Source organism: Flavobacterium chungangense LMG 26729 (genome assembly GCF_000735715.2).
Taxonomy (GTDB): domain Bacteria; phylum Bacteroidota; class Bacteroidia; order Flavobacteriales; family Flavobacteriaceae; genus Flavobacterium; species Flavobacterium chungangense.
The window spans coordinates 163,331-187,871 of sequence record NZ_JASY01000008.1; the positions used below are offsets into that span (position 1 = coordinate 163,331).

A 24,541-nucleotide genomic window follows, 5' to 3' on the forward strand; every position below is an offset into this window, starting at 1 on the left:
TATTTTCTTTCTAAAAAAATCAAAAAAAAAAGGATAAACTAAAAATTAGCTTATCCTTGATTTCTATAGAATCATTACTTTCATAATTATTCAGAAGCTTCAGTAGTCGTTTCTGATTCAGCAGCAGGAGCTTCCGGAGTTGTCTCCTCAGCTTTTTTAGCTTTACCACCACGACGGCTTTTTGCTTTCTTAACTTCTTTTTTACCACCATTGTAAAGTTCATTGAAATCTACAAGTTCGATCATCGCCATATCAGCGTTATCTCCCAAACGATTTCCAACTTTAATGATACGAGTGTATCCACCTGGACGGTCTCCAACTTTAGCAGCTACATCTCTGAACAAGTCAGTTACCGCATATTTGCTACGTAAGTAAGCAAAAACAATACGACGGTTGTGAGTCGTATCTTCTTTTGATTTTGTGATTAAAGGCTCAACAAATTGTTTAAGCGCTTTAGCCTTAGCAACAGTGGTGTTAATACGTTTGTGCTCGATAAGAGAACAAGCCATATTAGCCAACATAGCTTTTCTATGTCCAGTCTGTCTGCTTAAGTGATTGAATTTTTTTCCGTGTCTCATTGCTATTTTAAATTTAACCCCGCAAGCGGGATTGAATTATTCTTTATCTAATTTGTATTTAGCTAAGTCCATTCCGAAAGTTAAATTTTTAACTGCAACAAGTTCATCAAGTTCAGTTAAAGATTTTTTACCAAAATTACGGAATTTCATTAGGTCATTTTTATTGAACGATACTAAATCACCAAGTGTATCAACTTCAGCCGCCTTCAAGCAATTTAATGCTCTCACAGATAAATCCATATCAACAAGCTTAGTTTTAAGCAATTGTCTCATATGCAATGACTCTTCATCATACGATTCTGTTTGTGCAATTTCGTCAGCCTCGAGTGTAATTCTTTCGTCAGAGAACAACATGAAGTGGTGAATTAAAACTTTAGCAGCTTCAGTAAGAGCATCTTTTGGATTAATAGAGCCATCAGTTTTAATTTCAAAAACTAATTTTTCGTAATCTGTTTTTTGCTCAACACGGAAGTTTTCAATTGCATATTTTACATTTTTTACCGGAGTAAAAATAGAATCTGTAAAAATAGTTCCAATTGCAGCATTCTGTTTTTTGTTCTCCTCAGCAGGTACGTATCCTCTACCTTTTTCGATTGTTAAATCGAAATTCAATTTGATTTTAGAATCTAAATTACAGATAACAAGATCTGGGTTAAGAACTTGAAAACCTGAGATAAATTTTTGAAAATCACCTGCTGTTAATTGATCTTTACCAGAAACAGAAATAGTAACTGCTTCATTATCGATGTCTTCAATTTGACGTTTGAAACGTACTTGTTTTAGATTAAGGATAATTTCGGTAACATCTTCAACAACACCTGAAATAGTAGAAAACTCATGATCTACACCCTCGATACGAACAGATGTAATTGCATAACCTTCTAATGCTGAAAGCAAAACTCTTCTAAGTGCATTACCAACTGTCAATCCGTAACCAGGTTCTAAAGGTCTAAATTCAAATTTACCTTCAAAATCGGTTGAATCGATCATGATAACTTTATCGGGCTTTTGAAAATTAAATATTGCCATAAATTTCGACTAAGTCAATTATTATTTGTTGTACAACTCTACGATTAATTGTTCTTTAATGTTTTCTGGAATTTGAAGTCTTGCAGGTACAGAAACGAAAGTTCCCTCTTTAAGATCATTATTCCATGTAATCCATTCATAAACATGACTTGAATTTGACAAAGAACGTTCGATAGCTTCTAAAGATTTAGATTTTTCACGAACTGCAACTTTATCACCAGGCTTAAGGTGGTAAGAAGGAATGTTTACAACCTCTCCATTTACAGTAATGTGTCTGTGAGAAACTAATTGTCTGGCACCTCTACGAGATGGAGCAACTCCCATTCTAAAAACAACATTATCTAATCTTGCTTCACATAATTGTAAAAGAACTTCACCAGTAACACCTTTAGTAGCTGATGCTTTTTTAAATAAACCTCTGAATTGTTTTTCTAAAATTCCGTAAGAATATTTAGCTTTTTGCTTTTCCATTAACTGAACAGCATACTCAGATTTTTTACCTCTTTTTTTAGCCATCCCGTGTTGTCCAGGTGGGTAATTTCTTTTTTCGAAAGATTTGTCATCTCCGAAGATTGCTTCGCCAAATTTACGAGCAATTCTAGTTTTAGGACCAGTATATCTTGCCATTTCTAAAAATTAAATTTAAGATAGAGATTATGAATTCAGGTCAAATCCTTCGATAATCGTTTATTCTACCTTGTTATACTTAAATATATTATTAAACTCTACGTCTCTTTGGAGGACGACATCCGTTGTGAGGCATTGGAGTAACATCGATAATCTCTGTAACTTCAATTCCACCATTATGAATAGAACGGATAGCAGACTCACGCCCGTTTCCTGGCCCTTTTACATAAACTTTAACTTTTTTAAGTCCTGCCTCAAGAGCTACTTTACTACAATCTTCTGCTGCCATCTGAGCTGCGTACGGAGTATTCTTTTTAGAACCTCTGAAACCCATTTTACCAGCTGAAGACCAAGAGATAACTTCACCTTTCTTATTAGTCAAAGAAATAATGATATTGTTGAAAGTGGCAGAAATATGAGCTTCACCCGTTGATTCAACGATAACTTTACGTTTTTTTGCAGTTGCTTTAGCCATATTACTTATTATTTAGTTGCTTTTTTCTTGTTAGCAACAGTTTTTCTTTTACCTTTTCTTGTTCTAGAGTTGTTTTTAGTTCTTTGCCCTCTCAACGGAAGACCAGATCTATGACGGATACCTCTGTAACATCCAATATCCATTAAACGTTTGATGTTTAAAGAAACTTCAGAACGCAATTCTCCTTCAATTTTGTAAAATCCAACAGCATCACGAATTGCTCCGATCTCGTCGTCATTCCAATCTTGAACTTTTTTATCCTGGCTAACTTGAGCTTTCTCTAAAATCTCAATAGCTCTGCTTCTTCCTAATCCGAAGATGTAGGTAAGTGCTATAACACCTCTTTTGTTTTTTGGGATATCTACCCCTGCTATTCTTGCCATAATTATCCTTGTCTTTGTTTAAATCTAGGATTCTTTTTGTTTATTACGTACAGTCTCCCTTTTCTACGCACGATAATGCACTCGGCACTTCTCTTTTTTACTGATGCTCTAACTTTCATAGTGAATATCCTTTAATATCGATAAGTAATTCTTGCTTTTGACAAATCATAAGGACTCATTTCCAGTTTCACTTTATCACCAGGTAATAATTTGATGTAATGCATACGCATTTTACCAGAAATATGAGCAATTACAATATGTCCATTTTCTAATTCTACACGGAACATAGCATTTGACAATGCTTCAATAATTGATCCGTCTTGTTCTATTGCTGATTGTTTTGCCATAAATATATTAAGCTACTGCTTTTCTATTTTTACCAGTCTTCATTAAACCATCATAATGTTTGTTTAACAAGTATGAATTGATTTGTTGAATAGTATCTATTGCAACTCCAACCATAATTATTAAAGAGGTACCTCCAAAAAACATTGCCCAAGATTGTTGTACATCCATAATACTTACAACAATAGCTGGGAACACAGCAATTAAAGCAAGGAATAAAGATCCAGGGAAAGTTATTAAAGACATCACTTTATCAAGAAAGTCAGAAGTTTCAGCTCCAGGTCTAACACCCGGAATAAAACCACCACTTCTTTTTAAATCATCGGCCATTTTGTTAGTAGGTACTGTGATTGCAGTATAGAAGAATGTAAATACAATAATTAAAGTTGCAAAAACAAAATTATACCAAAATCCAAACATATTACTAAATGCACCAACAATAGATTGTGATGTATCTGATTTAGACAATCCGGCTACAGCAGCAGGAATAAACATAATTGCCTGAGCAAAAATGATTGGCATAACCCCGGAAGCATTAAGCTTAAGAGGAATCCATTGTCTATTACCGCCAGCTAAGTCCTGCTCGTAATCTCCTGTAGTCGTACGACGGGCATATTGTACAGGAATCCTACGTACCGCCATTGTAAGCAATACACAAGAAATAATAACTAATAACCATACAATAATTTCAATAACCAATAACATTGGACCTCCATTATTATTAGTAACTCTAGTCGTAAATTCTTGTATAAAAGCTTGTGGTAAACGCGCTAATATACCAACCATAATCAATAATGAAATTCCATTTCCAATACCTTTATCAGTAATTTTTTCTCCAAGCCACATAGCAAAAATAGTACCAGTAACTAAGATAATAACAGAAGAAAATAAAAACTCAGGAGAGTTAAACCCAAGCAAAAATGCATTCCCTGGTAATGTTCTGTATAAATTATAAATATAAGTAGGACCTTGAACCAATGTAATAGCAATAGTTAACCAACGAGTAATTTGATTAATCTTTTTTCTACCGCTTTCTCCATCATTTTGAAGTTTTTGTAAATATGGAATCGCAATTCCCATTAACTGAACAACAATAGACGCAGAAATATAAGGCATAATACCTAAAGCAAAAACTGAAGCTTTAGAGAAAGCACCTCCGGTGAACATGTCTAAGATAGATCCTAAACCATTTTTTGTTTGTCCCGCTAAACCAGTCAATTGAGTTGCGTCAATTCCAGGAAGCGTAACGTGTGCTCCAAAACGATATACTAAAAGTAGACCTAATGTAATCAGGATTCTGTTTTTCAGTTCTTCGATTTTCCAAACATTACTTATTGATTCAATAAATTTCTTCATACAATAGAAAAATTATATTGTTACAGCCTCTCCACCAGCAGCTTCAATAGCAGCTTTTGCAGTAGCAGTAAATTTGTGAGCAGTTACTTTTAATTTTGCTTTCAACTCTCCTCTACCTAAAATCTTAACGATTTCATTTTTGGTAGCCAGACGGTTTGCTACGAAATCTGTCATTGAAACAGAATCAGTAATAACACCATTGTCTACTAATAATTGAAGCGTATCTAAATTAACACCTTCGTATTCTTTACGGTTGATGTTTGTGAAACCAAACTTAGGCACACGTCTTTGAAGTGGCATTTGCCCTCCTTCAAAACCAATCTTTTTAGAATAACCAGAACGAGATTTTGCTCCTTTGTGACCTCTTGCAGAAGTACCACCTTTTCCAGAACCTTCTCCTCTACCTAATCTTTTATTTTGATTGTGTGTTGACCCTTCAGCTGGTTGTAAGTTACTTAAATTCATAACAGTATTTGTTATTTAGCTTCTTCTACAGAAACTAAGTGTTTAACTTTGTTTATCATCCCAAGGATAGCAGGGTTTGAATCATGCTCTACAACTTGTCCCATTTTACGTAGACCCAAAGCTTCCAAACCTCTCTTTTGAGAAAGAGGACAGTTGATTTTGCTTCGTACTTGTTTTACTAATAATTTAGCCATAATTTCCTTGAATTAACCTTTAAAAACTTTTTCTAAAGAAACACCTCTTTGTTTTGCAACAGTATAAGCGCTTCTCATTTGCAATAAAGCATCAAAAGTTGCTTTAACCACGTTATGAGGATTTGATGATCCTTGAGATTTAGACAATACATCGTGAATACCTACTGATTCTAGAACTGAACGAACAGCTCCACCAGCAATAACTCCTGTACCATGAGAAGCAGGAATTAAAAAAACACGTGCACCGCCAAATTTACCTTTTTGTTCGTGAGGAACAGATTGACCGTTCAAAGGAATTTTTACTAAATTTTTCTTAGCATCTTCTACTGCTTTTGCAATTGCTTCAGAAACGTCTTTAGATTTTCCTAATCCATGACCAACTACTCCGTTTTCATCACCTACAACTACAATAGCAGAAAAACCGAAAGCTCTACCTCCTTTTGTAACCTTAGTAACACGATTAACACTTACCAGACGATCTTTAAGTTCAAGACCACTTGGTTTTACCAATTCTACATTTTTGTATTTAGACATAATATATTAGAATTTAAGTCCAGCCGCTCTTGCGCCTTCTGCTAATGATTTAATACGACCGTGATATAAATATCCACCTCTATCAAAAGTGATGGTATCAATCCCAGCTTTTAACGCTTTTTCAGCAACTAGTTTTCCAACTGCAGCAGCTACTTCAACGTTAGTACCTTTTCCTATTTCTTTTTCTCTTGAAGATGCAGCTAAAATAGTAACTCCATTCACATCATCAATAAGTTGAGCGTAAATTTCTTTGTTACTTCTAAATACAGATAATCTTGGGTTAGCAGCAGTACCACTAATCGATTTTCTAATTCTGAATCTAATTCTCTGTCTTCTATCAGATTTTGTTAATGACATAATCTTATTTTTTAAGCTGATTTACCTGCTTTTCTTCTTAATACTTCACCTACAAATTTAACACCTTTTCCTTTGTATGGCTCAGGCTTACGGAAACCTCTGATTTTCGCAGCAACCTGACCTAAAAGTTGTTTATCAAATGATGTTAATTTTACTATAGGGTTTTTACCTTTTTCAGATATTGTTTCTACCACTACTTCCGGAGCAACTTCTAAAACAATATTGTGAGAATATCCAAGAGCTAAATCTAATTTTTGACCTTGGTTTGAAGCTCTGTAACCAACTCCAACTAATTCAAGTTCTTTTGTAAAACCTTCAGATACACCAACAATCATATTACTGATTAAAGATCTGTATAATCCATGTTTTGCTCTTTGGTCTTTATGATCAGACGATCTTTCTACTAAAGCTTGATCGCCTTCAACTGTTACAGTTACGTCCGAAAACTCCTGAGTTAGTTGACCTTTTTTTCCTTTTACTGTAATAATACCGTCTTTAACTTCTACAGTTACTCCAGCAGGGATTACAATTGGGCTTTTACCTATTCTTGACATCTTATTTAGTCTTTAAAATTAGTATACGTAACAAATTACTTCACCACCTACATTTAATTGTTTCGCTTGTTTTCCAGTCATAAGACCTTTTGAAGTTGAAACAATAGCAATTCCTAATCCGTTAAGGATTCTTGGTAATTTGGCAGCACCTGCGTATTTACGTAAACCAGGTTTACTAATTCTTTGGATATCTTTAATTACAGGCTCTTTAGTATCTTTATCATACTTTAAAGCAATTTTGATTGAACCCTGAACAGTGTTGTCCTCAAATTTGTAACTTAAGATATAACCTTGATCAAATAAGATCTTAGTTATTTCTTTTTTTAGATTAGAAGCTGGAATTTCAACAACTTTGTGGTTTGCGGCCACAGCGTTACGAACTCTAGTCAAATAATCTGCAATAGGATCTGTATACATATGTATTTGATTGCGATTATGGTTTTCGGGAGATACTCATCTCCCGAACCTTTAATCAATTAAAATTATTTTTTGGTTTGCAAAACTACAAACTAATTATGAGATTACCAAGATGCTTTTTTTACACCTGGAATTAATCCATTATTAGCCATTTCACGGAAAGTTACACGTGAAATACCGAATTGACGGATATAACCTCTTGGTCTGCCTGTTAATTTACAACGATTATGCAAACGAACTGGTGAAGCATTTTTAGGTAATTTTTGTAAGCCTTCATAATCTCCAGCTTCCAATAAAGCTTTTCTTTTTTCAGCGTACTTAGCTACCGTTTTTTCTCTTTTCACCTCACGGGCTTTCATTGATTCTTTAGCCATGTCTTAATTCTTTTTAAAAGGTAATCCTAATTCAGCCAATAATGACTTTGCCTCTTTGTCTGTTTTTGCAGTAGTAACAAAAGTAATATCCATTCCTGAAATTTTGTTTACTTTGTCAATATCAATTTCAGGGAAAATGATTTGCTCCAAAACTCCAAGATTGTAGTTACCTCTTCCGTCGAAACCAGTAGCTTTGATACCACTAAAATCTCTAACGCGTGGTAAAGCAGAAGTAATAAGTCTATCTAAAAACTCATACATTCTTTCACCACGTAAAGTAACTTTTGCTCCAATAGGCATCCCTTTTCTCAATTTGAATGACGCGACGTCTTTCTTTGAAATTGTAGATACTGCTTTTTGTCCAGTGATCTTTGTTAACTCATCAACAGCATAGTCAATAAGTTTTTTATCTGATACAGCTGCACCAACTCCACGGCTCAAAACGATTTTTTCAAGTTTTGGAACTTGCATTACGTTTGTATATCCGAATTCCTCTTTAAGAGCAGAGATTACTCTACTCTTATATTCTTCTTTTAGTCTAGGTGTATATGCCATTACTATAGTACTTGATTAGATTTTTTTGAAAATCTTACTTTCTTATCTCCTTCTACTCTAATACCAACTCTAGTTGTTTCCTTAGTTTTAGGATCAATTAGTGAAATGTTAGATATTTGTATAGAAGCTTCTTTCTTAACGATACCACCTTGAGGGTTTTTAGCACTTGGTTTTGTATGTTTCGAAACCATGTTTACACCTTCAACTATCGCTTTATTTTTCTCACGGTAAACACGTAAAACTTTACCTTCAGCACCTTTATGGTCTCCAGCAATAACTCTTACGATATCTCCTGATTTTATTTTTAGCTTTATCATCTTAAAACGAATTAAAGCACTTCTGGTGCTAATGATACAATTTTCATGAATTGTTTTTCACGAAGTTCTCTTGCTACCGGACCAAAAACACGTGTTCCTCTCATTTCTCCTGCAGCGTTCAAAAGAACACATGCATTATCATCGAAACGGATATAAGAACCATCAGCTCTTCTCACTTCTTTTTTGGTACGTACAACAACTGCAGTTGAAACAGCTCCTTTTTTAACGTTACCGTTAGGAGTTGCATCTTTAATAGATACTACAATCTTGTCACCAACAGAGGCATACCTTCTTTTGGTACCTCCTAAAACACGGATAGTTAAAACTTCTTTTGCTCCCGTGTTATCTGCTACTTTTAGTCTTGATTCCTGTTGTACCATAATTATTTAGCTCTTTCTAAGATTTCAACTAATCTCCAACATTTTGTTTTACTTAAAGGACGCGTTTCGCTAATTCTTACAGTATCTCCAATGTTACAGTCGTTTGTTTCGTCGTGTGCAACATATTTCTTAGTTTTCAACACGAACTTACCGTATAATGGGTGTTTTACTTTTCTTACTTCAGCAATAACAATAGATTTATCCATTTTATTTGAAGTAACAACACCTATTCTTTCTTTTCTTAAATTTCTTTTTTCTTCCATCTTTCAGCAGAATACAATTATTGTAACTCTCTTTTAGTTAACTCTGTAGCCAATCTTGCAACTGTTCTTCTTACACTTCTGATTTGAAGCGGGTTCTCAATTGGAGAAATAGCGTGAGCCATTTTTAGGTCAGCATATACTTTCTTAGTTTGACTAAGTTTTTCTTGCAACTCCGCTGCAGAAAGATCTTTTATTTCTGATTGTTTCATAATATAAATTTAATTATGCTTCGAAATCTCTAGCAACAACGAATTTAGTTTTTACTGGAAGCTTTTGAGCTGCAAGACGCAAAGCCTCTTTTGCAACTGATAAAGGAACTCCTCCAACTTCAAACATAATTCTTCCGGGTTTAACAACGGCAGCCCAATATTCAACGGCACCTTTACCTTTACCCATACGTACCTCAAGAGGCTTCTTAGTAATTGGTTTGTCTGGAAATATTTTGATCCATAATTGTCCTTCTCTCTTCATGAAACGAGTTGCAGCAATACGCGCAGCTTCAATTTGACGAGACGTTAAGAACATTCCATCTTCATGTACAGATTTAATACCAAACATTCCATTAGAAAGTTCATGCCCTCTTTGAGAGTTACCTTTCATTTTACCTTTCTGTACCTTACGGTATTTTGTTCTTTTAGGCTGTAACATTTTTCTTTAGTTTAAAAATTTACTTTCTTTTACGAGCGTCTGGTTTACCACCTTTATTAAAAGGCTTTCTGTCTCCTCTTGGAGAATCTCCACCTTTACCACCACCAGTTCCAGATTGTTTTTTATCCATTCCTGCAAGTGGAGAAAGATCTCTCTTTCCATAAACTTCACCTTTCATGATCCAAACTTTGATACCCATTCTACCATAAGTAGTGTGAGCTTCAGCCAAAGCATAGTCAATATCAGCTCTGAAAGTTGATAGAGGAATTCTACCTTCTTTGAAACCTTCTGAACGTGCCATCTCAGCTCCATTCAAACGACCAGAAATCAAAACTTTGATACCCTCAGCGTTCATACGCATAGAAGCAGCAATAGCCATTTTGATTGCACGTCTGTAAGAAATACGGCTTTCGATTTGACGAGCGATGCTTGTCGCCACAAGATAAGCATCTAATTCAGGTCTTTTAATTTCAAAGATGTTGATTTGAACCTCTTTGTCAGTAACTTTCTTAAGTTCTTCTTTTAACTTGTCTACCTCTTGCCCACCTTTACCGATAATAATACCAGGTCTGGCAGTAGTGATAGTAACGGTTACAAGCTTTAAAGTTCTCTCGATGATTACTTTAGATACACTAGCTTTTGATAAACGAGCGTGGATATACTTTCTGATTTTGTGATCTTCAGCTAATTTATCGCCGTAATCATTTCCACCATACCAGTTTGAGTCCCATCCTCTGATGATACCAAGTCTATTTCCAATTGGATTTGTCTTTTGTCCCATGCTGCTTAAGAATTGCTTTGTGTGTTATTGATAGCTCCAAGCACGATTGTAACGTGGTTAGAACGTTTTCTTATTCTGTGTGCACGACCTTGTGGAGCTGGACGAAGTCTTTTTAACATCATTCCACCATCTACTCTGATCTCTTTAACAAATAATCCAGCCTCTTCTAAATTACCTTCACTATTTTTTTGCTCCCAGTTATTGATTGCAGATAACAATAGTTTTTCTAATTTTCTTGAAGCCTCTTTAGAACTGAATCTTAAGATGTTAAGTGCCCTTTCTACCTTCTGACCTCTTACCAAGTCCGCTACTAAGCGCATTTTTCTAGGTGAAGTAGGGCAGTTATTCAATTTTGCGAAAGCAATAGACTTATTAGCCTCTTTTCTCGCATCTGCTGTTTCTCTTTTACGAACTCCCATTGCTTCTTATTTTTTACCTTTATTTTTTGCTCCAGCATGACCTCTAAAAGATCTAGTTGGTGAAAACTCTCCTAATTTGTGACCTACCATATTTTCTGTTACGTAAACTGGTACAAATTGACGACCGTTATGAACTGCGATAGTTTGTCCAACAAAGTCTGGAGTAATCATAGAAGCTCTAGACCAAGTCTTTACTACTCCATTTTTTCCGCTTTCAATGTTTTCCTGAACTTTCTTGTCTAATTTATAATGAACGAAAGGTCCTTTTTTTAATGAACGTGCCATATCTTATTATTTCTTTCTACGTTCTACGATATACTTGTTACTCGGGTTTTTCTTAGAACGAGTTCTGTAACCTTTAGCTGGCAATCCGTTTCTTGAACGTGGATGCCCTCCAGAAGAACGTCCTTCACCACCTCCCATAGGGTGATCAACTGGGTTCATCGCTACTGGTCTAGTTCTAGGTCTTCTTCCTAACCATCTTGTTCTACCTGCTTTTCCAGATACAACTAATTGGTGGTCAGAGTTAGAAACAGCTCCAATTGTAGCCGAACAAGTTAACAAGATTAATCTTGTCTCACCAGATGGCATTTTAATTGTTGCATATTTCCCGTCTCTTGCCATTAACTGAGCAAAAGTTCCAGCTGAACGAGCGATAACCGCTCCTTGTCCTGGACGTAACTCAATACAAGATATAACAGTTCCAAGAGGAATTCTGCTTAAAGGCAATGTATTACCAATCTCCGGCTGAGATTCTGGACCAGAAACTAATTTCTGACCAACTTTCAATCCGTTTTGAGCGATAATATAAGTTTTCTCTCCATCAGCATAAGCTAATAAAGCGATAAATGCAGTACGATTTGGATCGTATTCGATTGATTTCACAGTAGCCGGAATTCCGTCTTTAGTTCTTTTAAAATCAATTATACGATATCTCTGCTTGTGACCACCACCCGTATAACGCATGGTCATCTTTCCTTGACTATTTCTACCTCCAGAGTTTTTTATCGGCGCTATCAAAGAGCGTTCCGGCTTATCAGTTGTAATGGCGTCATAACCATTCACAACTCTAAATCGCTGACCTGGGGTAATAGGTTTTAATTTTCTTACTGACATTTTTCTATCTTAGATATTGTTGTAAAAATCAATTGTTTCTCCTTCTTGTACTTGAACAATTGCTTTTTTAATTGCATTTGTCTTTCCACTGATTAAACCACTCTTAGTGTATTTAGTAGTTCTGTCCGGTCTTACGTTCATCGTGTTAACCGAAACAATAGTTACTCCATAAGCAGCCTCAATAGCTTTCTTAATTTGAACTTTATTTGCTTTTTTGTCAACAACGAATCCGAAGCGGTTTAAAACTTCACTTTCTTTGGTTACTTTCTCCGTTACTATAGGTCTGATAATGATGCTCATATTCCTATTATTTACTTAAATTTTCTTCAATTAACTCTAAAGAACCTTCCAAAAGCACTAAATTATTAGCGTTTAATATTGCGTAAGTGCTTAATTCTGAGCTAGTTACGACGTTTGAAGCCTTCAAATTACGTGACGACAAATATACATTTTTATTTGACTCACCCAATACAAATAGAGATTTTTTATTTTCTAACCCTAAAGCTTTCAAAACGTTAATGAAATTTTTAGTGTTTGGAGCTTCAAAATTAAAGTCTTCAAGAACGATAACATTTGACTCTTTTGCCTTGATAGAGAAAGCAGATTTTCTTGCCAATCTTTTCAAGCCTTTATTCAATTTAAATGAATAACTTCTTGGTCTTGGTCCAAAAATTGTTCCACCACCTTTAAACAATGGATTTTTGATACTTCCCGCACGAGCTGTACCAGTTCCTTTTTGCTTTTTAATCTTACGTGTACTTCCAGTCACTTCAGCTCTTTCTTTAGCTTTATGAGTTCCTTGTCTTTGATTAGCAAGATATTGCTTAACATCAAGGTATACAGCGTGATTGTTTGGTTCAATTGCGAATACTGAATCAGAAAGTTGAACTTTTCTTCCAGTATCTTTTCCGTTGAAATCTAATACTTTTACTTCCATTACTTCTGAATGATTACATAAGAGTTTTTATGTCCAGGAACACATCCTTTAATAACAAGCAGGTTCTTTTCAGCCACTACTTTTAAAACTCTAAGGTTTTGAACTTTTACATTGTCTCCTCCCATTCTTCCAGCCATACGCATTCCTTTGAATACTCTAGATGGATAAGAAGAAGCTCCCACAGAACCCGGCGCTCTTAAACGGTTGTGTTGACCGTGAGTTGCTTGTCCAACACCACCAAATCCGTGACGTTTAACAACCCCTTGAAAACCTTTACCTTTAGATACACCTTGTACATCTACAAATTCTCCTTCAGCAAAAATAGAAACATCAATAAGATCCCCTAATTTTTGTTCAGTTGCAAAATCTTGAAATTCAACGACTTTTTTCTTAGCAACAGTTCCAGCTTTTTTAAAGTGACCTAAAGCCGCTTTAGTGGAATGTTTCTCGTTTTTGTCATCGAAACCAAGTTGCAACGCTTCGTACCCGTCAACACCTTTGGTTCTGACTTGGGTAACAACACACGGCCCAGCCTCGATTACTGTACAAGGAATATTTTTCCCGTTTTCGTCGAAAATACTAGTCATGCCGATTTTTTTACCAATTAACCCAGACATAAATATTAATTATTAATTACTAAAATTCCCTTCAATTTGAAAATAACAGAAATTTCCAAACAGGGAGTGCAAAAGTAGATATTAAAATTGAATATACCAAACACTTCTGAAAATTAAATAGCTCATAATCAAAATCAAAGCTCAAAGACAAGATCAAAAACAACCTTATCTCCTCTAAATCATTAGGTCTTTTAAAAACTCAAAAACCAACTGAGACCCAATAATTAATTAATAAAATTACAAGAAAAAACACCTACACCACCCTAAAACAAAGGGATTCACAAATATTCGCTCAAATTTTTTAACTCAAAAACAAACTCCAATAACATAATTAAAGACATCATTAAAAACAAAAAAAAGCGAGACATTTCTGTCTCGCTTTTTTTATAAAAAAATATAATAAAATTATACTTTTATCTCTACTTCAACACCACTTGGCAATTCAAGTTTCATTAATGCATCAATAGTTTTAGATGAAGATGAATAAATATCAATCAATCTCTTGTATGACATTACTTCAAATTGCTCTCTCGCTTTTTTATTAACGTGCGGAGAACGCAACACAGTGAAAAGTTTTTTGTGAGTTGGCAAAGGAATTGGACCTGTCACAACTGCTCCAGTAGTTTTTACTGTTTTTACGATCTTTTCAGCAGATTTATCTACCAACATGTGATCGTAAGATTTTAGTTTTATTCTGATTTTTTGACTCATTTTCTTAAGAATTAAGCGTTACCTTTTGCTTTTTTAATTACAGCTTCTGAAATATTAGAAGGTGTTTCTGCATAGTGAGAAAACTCCATTGTTGAAGTTGCTCTACCAGAAGATAATGTTCTTAATGTTGTTACATATCCAAACATCTCTGATAAAGGCACATCAGCCTTAATAGTTTTAGCACCGTTTCTGTCACCCATGTCATTAACCTGACCTCTACGACGGTTGATATCACCAACGATATCCCCCATGTTTTCTTCAGGAGTAATAACTTCCATTTTCATGATTGGCTCCAAAATAATCGCACCAGCAGCTTTAGCTACTTCTCTATAACCCATTCTAGCAGCTAACTCAAAAGAAAGCGCATCAGAATCGACAGGGTGGAAAGATCCATCCGTCAAAGTTACTTTCAAACTATCCACTTGATAACCTGCCAATGGACCGGTTTTCATAGCTTCACGGAAACCTTTTTCTACAGAAGGGATATATTCTTTAGGAACGTTACCACCTTTTACTGCATTAATAAACTGTAATCCTACAGGAACCTTACCATCAACTTCGTCAGCTGGCTCAAGTGTAAATACGATATCACCGAATTTACCACGACCCCCTGATTGTTTCTTATAAGTCTCTCTGTGTGTAGCAGTTCTTGTAAACGCTTCTTTATATTCAACTTGAGGCTCACCTTGGTTAACTTCAACTTTAAATTCACGTTTCATACGATCTACCAAGATATCTAAGTGAAGCTCACCCATACCAGAGATAATAGTTTGCCCTGAAGCCTCATCTGTTCTAACAGTAAATGTTGGATCTTCTTCAGCTAATTTAGCCAAAGCCATACCCATTTTATCAACGTCAGCTTTAGTTTTAGGCTCAATTGCAATACCAATTACCGGCGCAGGGAATTTCATAGACTCAAGAATAATTGGGTGTTTTTCATCACACAATGTATCTCCAGTTTTGATATCTTTAAACCCAACAGCAGCTCCAATATCTCCAGCCTCAATGTATTCGATTGGATTTTGTTTGTTAGCATGCATTTGATAGATACGAGAAATTCTTTCTTTACTTCCTGAACGAGTGTTCAAAACATAAGAACCAGCATCTAAACGACCAGAGTAAGCACGAAAGAAAGCTAAACGACCTACGAATGGGTCTGTAGCAATTTTAAATGCCAAAGCAGCGAACGGCTCTTTTACATCTGGACGACGTAAGATTTTAGTTTGATCTTCTTCTAACAATTCAGCATCATCAGGATGAATCCCTTCAATACCCTCCTTATCCATTGGAGAAGGTAAATATTTACAAACTGCATCTAACATGAATTGAACTCCTTTATTTTTGAAAGAAGAACCAGCAATCATTGGGATGATAGCCATATCCATAGTAGCAGCTCTTAAAGCATTGTTGATTTCTTCCTCTGTAATAGAGTTTTCATCTTCCATGAATTTCTCTAAAAGATTTTCATCGTAGTCAGCAACTGCCTCAATAAGAATCGATCTGTATTCTTTAACCTCTGCAACCATATCAGCAGGAATTTCAACAATATCAAAAGTTGCCCCTTGAGTTGCATCGTGCCAAATAATTGCTTGATTTTTCACTAAATCTACAACACCTTTGAAATCATTCTCTTCACCAATCGGCAAAGTGATCGCAACAGCATTTGATTTTAACATATCACGAACTTGTTGACAAACCGCCAAAAAGTTAGATCCCTGACGGTCCATTTTATTAACGAATCCCATACGTGGAACTCTATACTGATCAGCAAGCCTCCAGTTAGTTTCCGATTGAGGCTCAACACCATCAACAGCACTAAACAAGAAAACCAACCCATCAAGTACACGTAAAGAACGGTTTACCTCTACAGTAAAATCAACGTGCCCAGGAGTATCAATAATATTAAAATGATAAGGTAATGATTCAGGCAAAAGCTTACCTTGCTCAGTTGGAAAATTCCACTCACAAGTTGTTGCAGCTGAAGTGATTGTAATACCTCTTTCTTGCTCTTGAGCCATCCAGTCCATTGTTGCAGCACCATCGTGTACTTCACCAATTTTATGTGACTTTCCAGTATAAAAAAGGATACGCTCAGTAGTTGTTGTTTTACCAGCATCAATATGAGCAGCAATTCCGATATTTCTTGTATATTTTAAATCTCTAGCCATTTCTTTACGAATTAAAATCTAAAGTGAGAGAAAGCTTTATTAGCTTCTGCCATTTTGTGAGTATCCATTCTTTTCTTAACAGCAGCACCTTCTTCTTTAGCAGCAGCTAAACATTCTGACGCTAAACGTTGTGCCATAGATTTTTCATTTCTTCTTCTAGAATAAAGTATCAACCACTTCATTGCCATAGAAATTTTTCTATCTGGACGAATCTGCATTGGAATTTGAAATGTAGCTCCTCCCACTCTACGACTACGCACTTCTACGTGAGGCATAACGTTTGTTAAAGCATCTTTCCAGATTTCTAATGAAGTTTTTTCGTCATTTTGCTTTTTAGACTCAATGATGTCAATTGCATCATAAAATACTTTAAAAGCTGTAGATTTCTTACCATCCCACATTAAGTTGTTTACAAAACGTGTTACCAACTGGTCGTTAAACCTTGGATCTGGTAAAAGTGGTCTTTTCTTTGCCGCTCTTTTTCTCATGTCTTTTTTTTAATAAAAAGTTATAGGTTATCCGTTAAATGTTGTGCTTATCGACTTTTGCTATCGCAAATCTTTAACCCTCAACTCCTAACCTCGAACTCTTAACGTTTTTAAATTACTTTTTTGCTTCTTTTGGGCGTTTAGCACCGTACTTAGATCTTCTTTGCGTTCTTCCCGCAACTCCTGACGTGTCAAGCGCTCCACGAACGATATGATATCTAACACCTGGTAAATCTTTTACCCTTCCACCTCGCACTAATACTATCGAGTGCTCTTGTAAATTGTGTCCTTCTCCAGGGATGTAAGCATTCACTTCATTACCATTTGTCAAACGTACACGCGCAACTTTACGCATTGCAGAGTTTGGTTTTTTTGGCGTAGTAGTGTAAACACGCGTACAAACCCCTCTTCTTTGAGGACAAGAATCTAAAGCAACCGATTTACTCTTCTTAGTGATCTGAGTTCTTCCTGTTCTTACTAATTGTTGAATAGTTGGCATAATTAAATACTAAAAATTACTTGTTTATAAAATTCCCGCTTTTTACGGGGTTGCAAATGTATAAAATATTTTCCACTATACAAACGTTAATCTATTAATTTTCAATAACATTATTTAAGCTTATCTTTTTAGAAACAAAAGATGGATATTTGCAAAACTTTTAATTAACAAACAAATGTTTTCGAAACAGCTATTACAAATCATCATTTTTTCATCAATAAGCATTTCGAATTATGCTCAAAATTTTAATTTAAAAATAAACGGTACAAACAAAACAGAAAACACAATTATCGATTCATTAAATTACATTAAAAAACACCCTAACATAAAGTCTGTTATCAACGAATCAATTAGTACTATTGAAAATCTTTACAAAAAAGGATACCTGGACATAAAAACACTCGAAAACCATAAAGAAAACGATTCAACATACACATACAAATTATCACTTGGAAACAAAATAAAATACACCTATATATATATAGGTATAAATGATTCATTTTTTGATCTGTTCAAAACAAAAAATGACACCTTAATTATTCCATATGAAGAAACAGAAAACTATATAAATCAAAAAATTAATGATGCAGAAAAGCAAGGTTTTGCACTAAGCAAAATAAAACTAGAAAATATCAAAAAAAAGAATTCGATAATTTATGCCGATTTAAATCTTGATAACGAAAAAAAGCGCAGCGTTAACTCCATTATAATAAATTACACCAATAACAATCTCAAGGATTTTCCTAAAGGACATTTAAAACAGCTTAGCAAAAAATACATAAGTAAAACATTTAATCAAAAAACAATCAAAGATCTTTATGAAGATCTAAATAATTATGAATTTGTGTCCCAGACAAAATATCCTGAAATACTATTCACAAACGATTCAACTAAAGTTTATGTCTACCTCGAAAAAAGAAAAGCAAATACTTTTGATGGCTACATAGGATTTTCAAATGATGAAAACAAAAAACTGAATTTAAATGGTTACCTTGACATAACCCTACAAAACATACTTAAAGCAGGCGAACAGTTTTCTTTATATTGGAAAAGCGACGGGAACCAACAAAAAACCTTTAATACAAAATTAGAAATCCCTTACATCTTTAAATCTTCTCTTGGAATTAAAGCACAATTAAACATCTTCAAACAAGACAGTACTTTTCAAAATACAAAAACATCAATTGACTTAGGCTATTACATAAATTATAATTCAAAATTATACTTAGGCTATCAATCAACAGAATCCAGCGATATTCAAAACACAAACAGTTCAAGCATAAGCGATTTTAACAATTCATACCTCACCACGAGCTATAATTACAACAAACCAGACAACAACAATCTTTTTCCGAGAAAAACATCTTTAAACTTCATTATTGGGTACGGAAAAAGAAATACAAACAATGAACCAGAAAACTCTAAACCAAGCAAACAATTTTTTATCTCTTCGAACTTATCTTACAACTTTAAGCTTAACGACAAGAATTATATTTATATCAACTCACAAAATTACTTTTTAAAGAGCGACAGCTATATAACAAACGAACTATTTAGATTTGGTGGTATAAATTCAATAAGAGGCTTTTCAGAAAACAGTTTACAAGGAAATAACTCCAATCTACTTATAACCGAATATAGATATCTTCCTACATTAAATTTATACATTCACACCATATTTGATTACGGACTATTTCAAGATCAAACGATTACAGAAAATTCTAAAAAAGTAAGAAATATATTATCTTTTGGAATAGGTATGGGTTTAGCTACAAAAAGTGGTATTTTAAAAATACAGATAGCCAATGGCAGTACAAATAAAGGAGAAATGAAATTTTATAACAGTATTGTTAATATTTGTTATAGTGTTAAATTTTAGTTGCTTTTAAAAAAACTTTAACAAAAACTTGGAATGTCAACAAATTATTATGAGATTAGTATTACTAATTCAAAATAACTGTTAATATGAAACCAAAATCCAAGGGATTTTTAGTACTGCTATTAGTACTAATGACGCAATTAACCATTGCGCAAGAAAGAATTGTTTCGGGAATTGTCACCGATGACGCAGGCTTACCTTTACCAGGTGTAAGTGTATTAGTTAAAGGCACAAAAACCGGAACACAAACAGATTTTGATGGTAAATACTCCATCAAAGCATCACCAAGTCAAGTTTTAATTTTTAGCTACATTGGGATGAGATCTCAAGAAGCTAATGCAAATTCAACAGAAGTCAATGCAAAATTATCAGGAGACACAATGCAACTCGAAGGGGTTGTTGTAACAGCATTAGGACTATCAAGAGAAAAAAAATCGCTTGGATATGCTACACAAGAAGTAAAAGGAGAAAGTCTATCCGCAGTAAAAAGTGACAACTTTGTAAACTCTATATCCGGTAAAGTATCTGGTGTTCAAGTAAAAAGAACAACAAATTTTGGCGGGTCTACTAATATAGTAATTAGAGGGAACGCATCATTAACAGGAAACAATCAGGCTTTATTTGTGATTGATGGAGTTCCGGTAAGCAACAATAACACAAACTCAAGAGATCAGGAGCAATCAGGGTCTGGTTACGACTACGGAAATGCTGCATCTGATATCAACCCTGAAGACATTGAATCAATAAATGTACTTAAAGGGTCTGCCGCAAGTGCATTATACGGATCCAGAGCCGCTAATGGTGTTGTAGTAATTACAACAAAAAAAGGAAATAAAAAAGGAAAGGGATATTCTATAACAGTAAACTCAGGAGTAACTATGGGATCTGTTGACAAAAGCACTTTTATAAAATATCAAAACCAATACGGTGCCGGATATGGACCCTATTATGGGCCAGATGAAGACTCTTACCTTGATCACAGAGATATTAATGGAGACGGAATTTTAGACAATGTAACACCATTAACAGAAGATGCTTCGTACGGACAAGCATTTGATCCAAATTTATTAGTGTATCAATGGGATGCTTTCTATCCTGAATCTCCAAATTACATGAAAGCAACTCCATGGATAAATGCAAAAAACGGCCCTATAACATTTTTTGAAAAACCAGTAGCGTTAACAAACTCTATTTCGATAGATAAAGGACTTGAAAATGGATATTTAAGATTAGGAGTTAACAATCTTGACCAGAAAGGTCTCTTACCGAACAGTTCATTGAAAAGAAATACTATTACTTTAAATGCATCAACTTTAATTAACGACAAGCTAACTGTGTCCGGATATGGAAACTTCACAAAAACAAGCACAATAGGAAGAAATACTACAGGATACAATGACAATATTGCCGGTAATTTTAGACAATGGTGGCAAACAAACGTTGACCTTAAAGATCTAAAGCAGGCTTATGAACTTACAGGAAGAAATGTAACTTGGAATCCTAATGCATATGACGATCCTAGACCAATTTTCTGGGACAACCCTTACTTTCAACGCTATGAAAATTATGAATCAGATAGCAGAAGCAGATTCATAGGTAACGTTTCTTTAAACTATAAAATTACAAGCTGGCTAGATGCATATGGTAGAATGTCAGTAGACACTTATGATGAATTACAAGAAGAAAGAAGAGCGGTAGGAAGTGTACCTTCAAATTTTGGTATCGGAACTGGTGGTGGTGACGGTAGTCTTAACAGAAACCCAGCCCCATCAGGTTACTCACGAAGAAATATTGGCTTTAGCGAATACAACTATGATTTCATGTTAAACTACAATAAAGATTTAACAGAAAAGTTAAACCTAAAAGGAGTTGTTGGTCTAAACGTTAGAAGAAGTTATTACAACTCAATCTGGGCAGCAACAAACGGCGGACTTGCTATACCTGGTTTGTATGCTTTACAAAATACTGCAGCTCCTATGCTTGCGCCAATAGAAAGAGACGAATCAATAGGAGTAGATGGTATTTACGGAAGTGCTTCTTTGGGATATGATGATTTCCTATACTTGGAAGGAACTATAAGAAGAGATCATTCTTCAACTCTTCCGGAAGCCAACAGCTCATACTACTACCCATCTGTATCATCCAGTTTTGTGTTTTCTAAATTTGTAAAAGCAGATTGGTTATCATTTGGTAAAGTAAGACTTAACTATGCCGAAGTTGGAAATAGCCCCGGATTTGACAGAATATTAGACACTTACGCTGTAAACACAGCTATCGGAGCCGGATCTGCATCTGTAAAAGACACTAAAAACAATCCAAATTTAAAACCAGAAAAAACTAAGAGTTATGAAGCTGGTATAGAGCTGTCATTCTTTAAAAAGAGATTAGGATTAGATGTTTCCTACTATAAATCTAACTCAATTGATCAAATTATCCCATTACGATTAACATCTTCAACCGGATATTTATACGAATTAATTAATGCCGGAGAAATAGAAAATAAAGGGATAGAAGTTTCTTTAAATGGCACACCAATAAAAACAGCTAACTTTTCCTGGGATGTTAATTTGAACTGGGCACGGAACAGAAACAAAGTATTAGAACTCTTAGACGGTATTGACAATTTACAATTAGGCTCTTTTCAGGGAGGTGTTACAATAAATGCAGCAGTCGGCCAGCCTTATGGTGTAATCTACGGCACTCGATACACTTATTTAAACGGGCAAAGAGTAGTTGATCCTGCTAACGGTCAATATATCAAAACTTCAACATCTGATAACCCAATTGGAAGTGCAAATCCAGAATGGACTGGAGGCCTTAACAACAAATTCACATATAAAAACTTCTCATTAGAATTTTTAATAGACATGCAAAAAGGCGGGCAAATATTTTCATTAGACCGCTACTATGGTTTAGCAACAGGATTACCAGATGATACCGCATTTATTAATGAACTTGGAAATCCTGTTAGAGACCCATTAACCTCAGGAAGTGATAGCGGAGGATTTATTAATCCAGGGGTAAATCCCGACGGAACTGTAAACACAACCAGAATTGTAGCCAGTCGATTTGGGGCTCAGGGATACAGAAGAGGATTACCAGATGAAGCTTTTGTATATGATGCAAGCTATATTAAATTAAGACAAACTGCAATTTCTTATTCATTTTCAGAAAAAATTTTAAGAAACACATTTATGAACGGAATGACTTTAAGTGTTGTCGGAACTAACCTTTGGATTATTCACAAAAACTTACCAGATGCAGATCCGGAATCAGGATTAGGAGCAGGTAATTTACAAGGCTACTCAACAGGATCTTTACCATCCACCAGAGACATTAGCTTTAACATTAAAATCCAATTTTAAAATTAGAAATCATGAAAAAAATATTCTTTATTCTCTTCACGGCAATAATAACAACATCTTGTTCAGATGATTTAGAAAAATTAAACGAAAACGTAAAAGACCCGGCAAATGTACCTGGGGAAGTTTTATTTACAAGTGCCCAAAAAAGTCTGGTTGATCAGATGATGAGCACCAATGTAAATGACAATGTTTTTAGATTACTAAGTCAATATTGGACAGAAACAGTATATACAGACGAAAGTAATTACGATTTAGTTACCAGAACAATCCCGGAACAACACTGGCAGTATCTATACAAAGATGTACTAAAAGATTTAGATCAAAGTGCAAAAAACATTACTGATACCCCATTAGGATTAACAGAAAACCCATTGGATAAGCAAAACAAACTTGCCATAATTGAGGTATTAAATGTCTATACTTATGCAATATTAGTAGAAACTTTTGGAGATGTACCCTACTCACAAGCATTAAATTTAGCCTATAAAACGCCTAAATATGATGATGGCTTAACAATCTACAAAGATTTAATAGTAAGATTAAACAAAGCTATAACAAACCTAAATACTGCGGGCCAAAGCTTTGGTGGTAATGACAGAATCTATTCAGGTGATATAAGCAAGTGGATTAAGTTTGCAAATACTCTTAAATTAAGATTAGGCATCACGATCTCAGACATACCATCTGAAGCAGCTCTTGCACAAGCAACTGTATCTAGTGCAGCACCATTTGTTTTTTCATCAAATCTTGACAATGCTGATTTCAAATACTTAACAGCAACTCCAAATACAAATCCTTTATATGTGGACCTTGTTGCTAGTGGCCGTTCTGATTTTGTTCCGGCAAACACATTAGTAGACGTCATGAATGATTTAAATGACCCGAGACGTTCTAAGTATTTCGACAGTAATGTAGATGATCCGACTACACCGGAAGTAGAATATATTGGCGGTACAAATGGAGGCAGTAATTCATTTCCAAATTTTACACACATTTCACCTACTCTACAGGTACCAGATTTCCCTGGAACACTTTTAGATTATGCACAAACTGAATTTTTATTAGCAGAAGCAGCAGAAAGAAATTTATATGGCACTCCGGCAACAGCTGCAGCACATTATAATGCGGCCATTACAGCATCCATTTTAGACTGGGGCGGCACTGAAACGGAAGCAGCAACTTATCTTTTAACCCCAAATGTTGCATATTCAACTGCTCCTGGAACGTGGAAACAAAAAATAGGTACTCAAAGTTGGATAGCATATTACAACAATTCTTTTGAAGGCTGGTCTGTTTACAGAAGACTGGATTATCCGGTTTTAATTGCTCCGGCAGATGCAGTTTCTGCAATTCCGCTTCGTTACACTTATCCTATTATAGAACAATCACTAAATAAAAGCAGTTACACTGCAGCAAGCCAGGCAATCGGCGGAGATAATGTTGACACTAAATTATTTTGGGATAAATTTTAGAAAAAACTTAATCTAAGACAAAATCCACTCTATAAAGAGTGGATTTTTTTTATTTAAAAGTTACAAAAAAAACAATTTAAATAGACTCAACACAAAATTTAACATTTGCAATAATTAGGGTATATTTAATTATTATCATATTTAAACCAATAAATTAAGAATACCGAATTTAAGAGTCTTTTTTAACACTAAAAAAACAATTTCCTATTATAAAACCATAATTTAACTAAAAAAAAAG

At 34.7% G+C, this 24,541-nt stretch carries 35 protein-coding genes; 3 read left to right on the forward strand and 32 right to left on the reverse strand.

Features of this window, described 5'->3' with window-relative positions; genetic code table 11:
* Nucleotides 1-86: 86 nt before the first annotated feature.
* From rplQ to rpsL, 32 genes are all read right to left on the reverse strand, one after another.
* A complete protein-coding gene (gene rplQ, locus JE46_RS14560) occupies nt 87-578 on the reverse strand; it encodes a 50S ribosomal protein L17 (RefSeq protein WP_031456031.1) in 492 nt (163 codons plus the stop codon).
* Between the two features lie 36 nt (nt 579-614).
* The gene (locus JE46_RS14565; protein ID WP_026109818.1) at nt 615-1,607 is read right to left on the reverse strand and encodes a DNA-directed RNA polymerase subunit alpha; all 993 of its coding nucleotides are present in this window, start codon (nt 1,605-1,607) and stop codon (nt 615-617) included.
* 21 nt (nt 1,608-1,628) lie between these two features.
* Nucleotides 1,629-2,234 carry a 30S ribosomal protein S4 gene (gene rpsD / locus JE46_RS14570; protein ID WP_031456032.1) on the reverse strand — a complete coding sequence of 202 codons (606 nt, stop codon included), beginning with the start codon at nt 2,232-2,234 and terminating at the stop codon, nt 1,629-1,631.
* 91 nt (nt 2,235-2,325) lie between these two features.
* Nucleotides 2,326-2,709: a 30S ribosomal protein S11 gene (rpsK, locus tag JE46_RS14575; RefSeq protein ID WP_007803677.1), complete on the reverse strand. Its 384-nt coding sequence runs from the start codon at nt 2,707-2,709 to the stop codon at nt 2,326-2,328.
* An 8-nt stretch (nt 2,710-2,717) separates the two neighbouring features.
* Nucleotides 2,718-3,092 carry a 30S ribosomal protein S13 gene (gene rpsM / locus JE46_RS14580; protein ID WP_031456033.1) on the reverse strand — a complete coding sequence of 125 codons (375 nt, stop codon included), beginning with the start codon at nt 3,090-3,092 and terminating at the stop codon, nt 2,718-2,720.
* Nucleotides 3,093-3,094: 2 nt separating this feature from the next.
* On the reverse strand, nt 3,095-3,211 hold the full coding sequence (ykgO, locus tag JE46_RS23860; protein ID WP_002987490.1) for a type B 50S ribosomal protein L36: 117 nt from the start codon (nt 3,209-3,211) through the stop codon (nt 3,095-3,097).
* Between the two features lie 12 nt (nt 3,212-3,223).
* Nucleotides 3,224-3,439 (reverse strand): translation initiation factor IF-1, encoded by a 216-nt coding sequence (gene infA, locus JE46_RS14585; RefSeq protein WP_007136545.1) that lies wholly within the window; start codon nt 3,437-3,439, stop codon nt 3,224-3,226.
* Between the two features lie 7 nt (nt 3,440-3,446).
* Complete coding sequence (gene secY / locus JE46_RS14590) at nt 3,447-4,793, reverse strand: preprotein translocase subunit SecY (RefSeq protein ID WP_031456034.1); 1,347 nt, start codon at nt 4,791-4,793, stop codon at nt 3,447-3,449.
* A 12-nt stretch (nt 4,794-4,805) separates the two neighbouring features.
* Nucleotides 4,806-5,258 carry a 50S ribosomal protein L15 gene (gene rplO, locus JE46_RS14595; protein WP_017495009.1) on the reverse strand — a complete coding sequence of 151 codons (453 nt, stop codon included), beginning with the start codon at nt 5,256-5,258 and terminating at the stop codon, nt 4,806-4,808.
* 11 nt (nt 5,259-5,269) lie between these two features.
* Nucleotides 5,270-5,452, reverse strand: a complete 183-nt coding sequence (gene rpmD / locus JE46_RS14600; protein ID WP_017495010.1) for a 50S ribosomal protein L30 — start codon at nt 5,450-5,452, stop codon at nt 5,270-5,272.
* A 12-nt stretch (nt 5,453-5,464) separates the two neighbouring features.
* Complete coding sequence (gene rpsE / locus JE46_RS14605) at nt 5,465-5,989, reverse strand: 30S ribosomal protein S5 (RefSeq protein ID WP_085950271.1); 525 nt, start codon at nt 5,987-5,989, stop codon at nt 5,465-5,467.
* Between the two features lie 3 nt (nt 5,990-5,992).
* Nucleotides 5,993-6,343, reverse strand: coding sequence for a 50S ribosomal protein L18 (rplR, locus tag JE46_RS14610; protein WP_031456035.1), 351 nt, complete (start codon nt 6,341-6,343; stop codon nt 5,993-5,995).
* Between the two features lie 11 nt (nt 6,344-6,354).
* Nucleotides 6,355-6,897: a 50S ribosomal protein L6 gene (gene rplF, locus JE46_RS14615; RefSeq protein ID WP_031456036.1), complete on the reverse strand. Its 543-nt coding sequence runs from the start codon at nt 6,895-6,897 to the stop codon at nt 6,355-6,357.
* An 18-nt stretch (nt 6,898-6,915) separates the two neighbouring features.
* Nucleotides 6,916-7,314 carry a 30S ribosomal protein S8 gene (rpsH, locus tag JE46_RS14620; protein WP_007803657.1) on the reverse strand — a complete coding sequence of 133 codons (399 nt, stop codon included), beginning with the start codon at nt 7,312-7,314 and terminating at the stop codon, nt 6,916-6,918.
* Between the two features lie 104 nt (nt 7,315-7,418).
* On the reverse strand, nt 7,419-7,688 hold the full coding sequence (gene rpsN, locus JE46_RS14625) for a 30S ribosomal protein S14 (protein WP_031456037.1): 270 nt from the start codon (nt 7,686-7,688) through the stop codon (nt 7,419-7,421).
* Between the two features lie 3 nt (nt 7,689-7,691).
* Nucleotides 7,692-8,243 (reverse strand): 50S ribosomal protein L5, encoded by a 552-nt coding sequence (gene rplE / locus JE46_RS14630; RefSeq protein WP_017495015.1) that lies wholly within the window; start codon nt 8,241-8,243, stop codon nt 7,692-7,694.
* A gap of 2 nt (nt 8,244-8,245) precedes the next feature.
* The gene (rplX, locus tag JE46_RS14635) at nt 8,246-8,560 is read right to left on the reverse strand and encodes a 50S ribosomal protein L24 (protein ID WP_007803650.1); all 315 of its coding nucleotides are present in this window, start codon (nt 8,558-8,560) and stop codon (nt 8,246-8,248) included.
* Nucleotides 8,561-8,571: 11 nt separating this feature from the next.
* The gene (gene rplN, locus JE46_RS14640) at nt 8,572-8,940 is read right to left on the reverse strand and encodes a 50S ribosomal protein L14 (protein WP_007803649.1); all 369 of its coding nucleotides are present in this window, start codon (nt 8,938-8,940) and stop codon (nt 8,572-8,574) included.
* Between the two features lie 2 nt (nt 8,941-8,942).
* Nucleotides 8,943-9,203, reverse strand: coding sequence for a 30S ribosomal protein S17 (rpsQ, locus tag JE46_RS14645; RefSeq protein WP_007803646.1), 261 nt, complete (start codon nt 9,201-9,203; stop codon nt 8,943-8,945).
* Between the two features lie 17 nt (nt 9,204-9,220).
* Nucleotides 9,221-9,412: a 50S ribosomal protein L29 gene (rpmC, locus tag JE46_RS14650; RefSeq protein ID WP_031456038.1), complete on the reverse strand. Its 192-nt coding sequence runs from the start codon at nt 9,410-9,412 to the stop codon at nt 9,221-9,223.
* 13 nt (nt 9,413-9,425) lie between these two features.
* Nucleotides 9,426-9,851 (reverse strand): 50S ribosomal protein L16, encoded by a 426-nt coding sequence (gene rplP / locus JE46_RS14655; protein ID WP_007803637.1) that lies wholly within the window; start codon nt 9,849-9,851, stop codon nt 9,426-9,428.
* Between the two features lie 19 nt (nt 9,852-9,870).
* Nucleotides 9,871-10,632, reverse strand: coding sequence for a 30S ribosomal protein S3 (gene rpsC / locus JE46_RS14660; RefSeq protein ID WP_007803635.1), 762 nt, complete (start codon nt 10,630-10,632; stop codon nt 9,871-9,873).
* 5 nt (nt 10,633-10,637) lie between these two features.
* Nucleotides 10,638-11,051, reverse strand: a complete 414-nt coding sequence (rplV, locus tag JE46_RS14665) for a 50S ribosomal protein L22 (protein ID WP_007803631.1) — start codon at nt 11,049-11,051, stop codon at nt 10,638-10,640.
* Between the two features lie 6 nt (nt 11,052-11,057).
* A complete protein-coding gene (rpsS, locus tag JE46_RS14670) occupies nt 11,058-11,336 on the reverse strand; it encodes a 30S ribosomal protein S19 (RefSeq protein ID WP_031456039.1) in 279 nt (92 codons plus the stop codon).
* Nucleotides 11,337-11,342: 6 nt separating this feature from the next.
* Nucleotides 11,343-12,167 (reverse strand): 50S ribosomal protein L2, encoded by an 825-nt coding sequence (gene rplB, locus JE46_RS14675; protein ID WP_008464287.1) that lies wholly within the window; start codon nt 12,165-12,167, stop codon nt 11,343-11,345.
* A 9-nt stretch (nt 12,168-12,176) separates the two neighbouring features.
* Nucleotides 12,177-12,467, reverse strand: coding sequence for a 50S ribosomal protein L23 (rplW, locus tag JE46_RS14680; protein WP_007803621.1), 291 nt, complete (start codon nt 12,465-12,467; stop codon nt 12,177-12,179).
* A gap of 7 nt (nt 12,468-12,474) precedes the next feature.
* The gene (gene rplD / locus JE46_RS14685) at nt 12,475-13,104 is read right to left on the reverse strand and encodes a 50S ribosomal protein L4 (protein WP_031456040.1); all 630 of its coding nucleotides are present in this window, start codon (nt 13,102-13,104) and stop codon (nt 12,475-12,477) included.
* Nucleotides 13,104-13,721, reverse strand: coding sequence for a 50S ribosomal protein L3 (gene rplC / locus JE46_RS14690; RefSeq protein WP_007803612.1), 618 nt, complete (start codon nt 13,719-13,721; stop codon nt 13,104-13,106). The genes rplD and rplC overlap by 1 nt, the downstream gene beginning before the upstream one ends.
* 405 nt (nt 13,722-14,126) lie before the next feature.
* Nucleotides 14,127-14,432: a 30S ribosomal protein S10 gene (rpsJ, locus tag JE46_RS14695; RefSeq protein ID WP_007803605.1), complete on the reverse strand. Its 306-nt coding sequence runs from the start codon at nt 14,430-14,432 to the stop codon at nt 14,127-14,129.
* Between the two features lie 11 nt (nt 14,433-14,443).
* The gene (fusA, locus tag JE46_RS14700) at nt 14,444-16,600 is read right to left on the reverse strand and encodes an elongation factor G (protein ID WP_031456041.1); all 2,157 of its coding nucleotides are present in this window, start codon (nt 16,598-16,600) and stop codon (nt 14,444-14,446) included.
* An 11-nt stretch (nt 16,601-16,611) separates the two neighbouring features.
* Entirely contained in the window at nt 16,612-17,088 is a 477-nt protein-coding gene (gene rpsG / locus JE46_RS14705) for a 30S ribosomal protein S7 (protein ID WP_017495022.1), read from the reverse strand.
* Nucleotides 17,089-17,203: 115 nt separating this feature from the next.
* Entirely contained in the window at nt 17,204-17,587 is a 384-nt protein-coding gene (gene rpsL, locus JE46_RS14710; protein WP_007136570.1) for a 30S ribosomal protein S12, read from the reverse strand.
* A 175-nt stretch (nt 17,588-17,762) separates the two neighbouring features.
* On the opposite strand from rpsL, the gene JE46_RS14715 reads away from it, so the two are divergent.
* The 3 genes from JE46_RS14715 (at nt 17,763) to JE46_RS14725 (ending at nt 24,303) form a co-directional block, all read left to right on the forward strand.
* Nucleotides 17,763-19,466 (forward strand): BamA/TamA family outer membrane protein, encoded by a 1,704-nt coding sequence (locus JE46_RS14715; RefSeq protein WP_031456042.1) that lies wholly within the window; start codon nt 17,763-17,765, stop codon nt 19,464-19,466.
* Between the two features lie 86 nt (nt 19,467-19,552).
* Complete coding sequence (locus JE46_RS14720) at nt 19,553-22,831, forward strand: SusC/RagA family TonB-linked outer membrane protein (RefSeq protein ID WP_031456043.1); 3,279 nt, start codon at nt 19,553-19,555, stop codon at nt 22,829-22,831.
* Nucleotides 22,832-22,842: 11 nt separating this feature from the next.
* Entirely contained in the window at nt 22,843-24,303 is a 1,461-nt protein-coding gene (locus JE46_RS14725; RefSeq protein ID WP_031456044.1) for a SusD/RagB family nutrient-binding outer membrane lipoprotein, read from the forward strand.
* Nucleotides 24,304-24,541 lie beyond the last annotated feature (238 nt).